This is a genomic window from Corallococcus sp. CA053C (assembly GCF_003611675.1).
GTDB lineage: Bacteria > Myxococcota > Myxococcia > Myxococcales > Myxococcaceae > Corallococcus.
On sequence record NZ_RAWA01000605.1, the window covers coordinates 1 to 4,078 of the forward strand.

Below are 4,078 nucleotides of genomic sequence, written 5' to 3' on the forward strand. Positions count from 1 at the left end.
CCCCAGCACGCCGAGTCCCACGCCATGACGTTCATGGAGCGGGCCCGCGCGGGCGAGGAGCTGTACGCGACGTTCAACACCACCGAGGGGCGCATCGTCGTCCGCCTGCTCCCCCAGGAGTCTCCCAAGACGGTGGAGAACTTCGTGGGGCTGGCCACCGGGGAGAAGACCTGGACGCACCCCGTGACGTTCGAGGCCATGCACGGCCGCCCGCTCTACGACGGGACGCTGCTGTTCCGCTGCATCAAGGACTTCATGGTCCAGGGTGGGGACCCGAGCAGCCGGGGCAACGGTGGCCCGGGCTTCCGCTTCGAGGATGAGTTCCAGGGCGGCCGGCGTTTCGACAAGAAGGGTGTGCTGGCCATGGGCAACACCGGCCCCAACACCAACGGCAGTCAGTTCTTCATCACCGCGGCTCCCACCCCCCACCTCAACAACCGACACACCATCTTCGGCGAGGTGGTGGAAGGGCAGGACGTGGTGGACCGCATCGCCAACGAGCTTCCCAAGGACTCGAATGACCGTCCCCGCCGGGACGTGCGCATCCAGACGTTGACCATCTCCACGGCGCGGCCCTAAGTCCGACTCACGTCGCCCCGTTCTTCGCAGTCCCGTGGTTTCCCCGGGGCCTTCCCGTCGCTGCTGTCGGAAGGCCCACTGATCATCTCCGGAAGTATGGCCTCTCAGTCCTCGCAGAAGAAACCCCGCGCCGGCTTCGCCGCGCTCATCGGCCGGCCCAACGTGGGCAAGAGCACGCTGCTCAACGCGCTCACGGGCGAGAAGATCGCCATCGTCTCGCCCAAGCCCCAGACGACCCGCAACCGCATCCTCGGCGTGGTGACGCGTCCGGAGGGGCAGGTGGCCTTCCTCGACACGCCCGGCATCCACCAGGCCAAGGGAGAGCTCAACCGCTACATGGTGGAGGCCGCCCTCTCCGCGGCCGAGGAGGTGGACCTGGTCCTCTTCCTCATCGAGCCCCCCGCCGGTGAGACGCTGGACGTCACGCCCGGCAACCGCGCCATCCTCGAGCGGCTGCAGAAGGTGGGCAAGCCCACCTTCCTGGTCATCAACAAGATCGACGCCGTCCCGAAGGAGAAGCTCCTCCCGCTCATCGCGCTGTACGGCGAGCAGTTCCCGTTCGCGGAGGTGGTGCCCATCTCCGCCCGGGAGAAGGACGGCGTGGAGCACCTGTTCCAGGTCGTCCTGGGCCACCTGCCGGAGGGCGAGCCGCTCTTCGCCGAGGACATGCTCACCGACCAGCAGGAGCGCGTGCTGGTGGCCGAGTACATCCGCGAGCAGGTGCTGCGGCACTGCCGGCAGGAGATTCCGTACTCCACCGCGGTGCTGGTGGACGTGTTCGACGAATCCGAGCGCGAGCCGCGCCCCGGCACGCCCCCGGGCCAGCTGGGCGGCCTCATCCGCATCGCGGCCTCCATCTACGTGGAGCGCGACAGCCAGAAGGCCATCCTGATTGGCAAGCAGGGGCAGATGCTGAAGCTCATCGGCACGGACGCGCGCAAGTCGGTGCAGCGCCTGCTGGGCGCGCACGTCTACCTGGACCTGCGCGTGCGCGTGGAGGCCCGGTGGAGCGAGCGCGCCGCGGGCCTGCGGAAGCTGGGGTACGAGTGATGCGGTCGCCGTCGCCACTCTTGTCATCCCTGTTCTTGTCGTTGTCGTCGCTGTCGTCGCTGTCGTCGCTGTCGAAAGAGACTCCATGAAGCCGCTGGTCGCCATTGTCGGTCGCCCCAACGTGGGCAAGAGCACGCTGTTCAACCGCCTGGTGGGCCGCCGCGTCGCGCTCGTGCAGGACGAGCCGGGCGTCACCCGCGACCGGCACTACGCCGACGCGGACTGGGAAGGCCGGATCTTCACCCTCATCGACACGGGCGGCTTCGTGCCCGGGGAGAAGGACTCGCTGCTCAAGCAGGTCCGCGAGCAGGCGCAGTTCGCCGTGGAGGAGTGCGACGTCATCATCTTCGTCGTGGACGCCCGCGTGGGCATGTCCACCGCGGACGAGGCCGTCGCCAACTACCTGCGCAAGAGCGGCAAGCCCGTGGTCGTCGCGGCCAACAAGCTCGACAACGAGTCGGGGCTGATGCAGTCGCTGGCGGGCGAGTTCTTCCGCCTGGGCCTGGGCGACGTGCAGGGCATCTCCGCCGAGCACAACCTGGGCATGGGCAGCCTGATGGACTCCGTCGTGGCGAAGCTCGCCCCGAAGGTGGAGGGCGAGGACGCCGAGGCGCCCCCCGACGACGGGAAGATCCGCGTCGCCATCATCGGCCGGCCCAACGTGGGCAAGAGCACCCTGGTCAACGCCATCCTCAAGGAGAAGCGCGTCGTCACCAGCGAGGTCGCCGGCACCACGCGCGACCCCATCGACTCCGAGGTCACGTACAAGGGCAACGAGCTCATCCTCACCGACACCGCGGGCATCCGGCGCAAGAAGACCATCGCGCACCAGGTGGAGCAGTACTCGGTCATCGCCGCGCTCAAGGTGCTGGAGCGCAGCGACGTGGCGGTGCTCCTGATGGACGCCACCGAGCCCCACGTGGACCAGGACGCGAAGCTCGCGGGCCTGTCCATGGACCGGGGTCGCGCGCTGGTCATCGTGGTGAACAAGTGGGACCTCATCGCGGAGGACAAGCGCAAGCAGGACGCGTTCCGCGACGACCTGAAGATCGCCCTCAAGTTCGTGGGCTACGCGCCGGTCATCTTCACGTCCGCCCTCCACGGCTCCAAGGTGGAGAAGGTGGTGGACGTGGCGGTGGAGTTGGCCAAGCAGTTCCGCTTCCGGGCGCCCACCCCGCAGCTCAACCGGCTGCTGGACTACATGGTGGACAACAACCCGGCGCCCATCGTGAAGGGCAAGCCGCTGCGCCTGTACTACATCGCCCAGGTGGCCGCCGCGCCGCCGACCTTCGCGCTCACGTGCAACGCGCCCGAAGGCGTGCCGGACATGTACAAGCGGTACATCACCAACCAGATCCGCAAGACGTTCGACCTGCGGGTCCCCATCCGGCTGCTCTTCCGCGAGCGTCCGGGCAAGGCCAAGCGCGAGGCGCGCAAGAAGCCGCACCTGGCGGGCAAGGGTGGCAAGGGCGGGAAGCGGGCAGGGCGAGACCGAGACTGACCGCGCACGTTCGTTGACACTTCCAGCAGGCGCTCTTTACAGTGCGCCGCTTTCGCAAGCGTAGAGCACCGTAGAGTCGGAGAGAGGTTTCCTCATCGTGGCCCAGCCGAAGACCGAGAAGATTCGCCAGCAGGAGCTTCGTCAGCCGGACGCCTTCCAGAAGGTGGGAGCGGACGCGCGTGACTGGCTGATGCAGCGCCAGAAGTTCCTCGCCATCGGCGCCGGCGTGCTGGTGCTGGGCGCGGTGGGTTTCGCCATCGGCAGCGAGGTCTCCAAGCGCGGCGAGGAGCAGGCCTCCATGCAACTGGGCCAGGCGCTCACCGTCCTGGACCGGCCCGTGACGGGCGTGGACGCGGCGGACCCCACGTCCACGGAGCCCCCCTTCGCCACGGTGGAGGCCCGCGACCAGCAGGTCGTGACGACGCTGGCCGCCTTCCGCAAGGACCACGACGGCACGCGCGCGGCCACCACGGCGGCCCTGCCTCAGGCCAAGGCCGAGTTCCGGCTGGGCAAGTACGACGACGCGCTGGCGTCCCTGGGCGCCTTCCTCAAGGGCGTCCCGGAGAACGACGCCCTGCGCGCGAGCGCCCTGGAAGGCCAGGGCTATGCCTACGAGGCCAAGGGCGACTACGCCCAGGCCATTGCCTCCTTCGAGCAGATGGAGAAGGCGGACGCGGGTGAGTACCTGGCCGGCATGGGCCAGTACCACAAGGCGCGCATGCTCATCCTGCAGGGCAAGAAGGACGAGGCCGCGCAGGTGCTGTCGAAGATCCCCACGGACCACCCGGACAGCGCCGCGGCCCGTCAGGCCACCGAGCGCATGGCGGTGCTGGCCTCCCAGGGCGTGAAGGTGCCCACGCCGGCGCCTCCGCCGGCCGCCACGACGGATGCGGGGTAGTCCTCGTCCATGACCATGCGGCTCGCTCGGTGGAAGCAGTGGGTGGGGGT

Annotated in this window: 4 protein-coding genes; all 4 read left to right on the forward strand. The window is 68.7% G+C overall.

All coding sequences use genetic code 11. From position 1 onward, the window contains the following. Positions 1 to 579 (forward strand): peptidylprolyl isomerase (locus D7V97_RS40780; protein WP_368669013.1); only part of this gene is annotated, 579 nt, incomplete at its 5' end. 96 nt (positions 580 to 675) lie between these two features. Continuing rightward, positions 676 to 1,629, forward strand: coding sequence for a GTPase Era (gene era, locus D7V97_RS40785; protein ID WP_120615950.1), 954 nt, complete (start codon positions 676 to 678; stop codon positions 1,627 to 1,629). Between the two features lie 85 nt (positions 1,630 to 1,714). Then, on the forward strand, positions 1,715 to 3,130 hold the full coding sequence (gene der / locus D7V97_RS40790; protein WP_120615951.1) for a ribosome biogenesis GTPase Der: 1,416 nt from the start codon (positions 1,715 to 1,717) through the stop codon (positions 3,128 to 3,130). Between the two features lie 97 nt (positions 3,131 to 3,227). Further along, positions 3,228 to 4,028, forward strand: a complete 801-nt coding sequence (locus D7V97_RS40795; RefSeq protein ID WP_120615952.1) for a tetratricopeptide repeat protein — start codon at positions 3,228 to 3,230, stop codon at positions 4,026 to 4,028. Positions 4,029 to 4,078 lie beyond the last annotated feature (50 nt).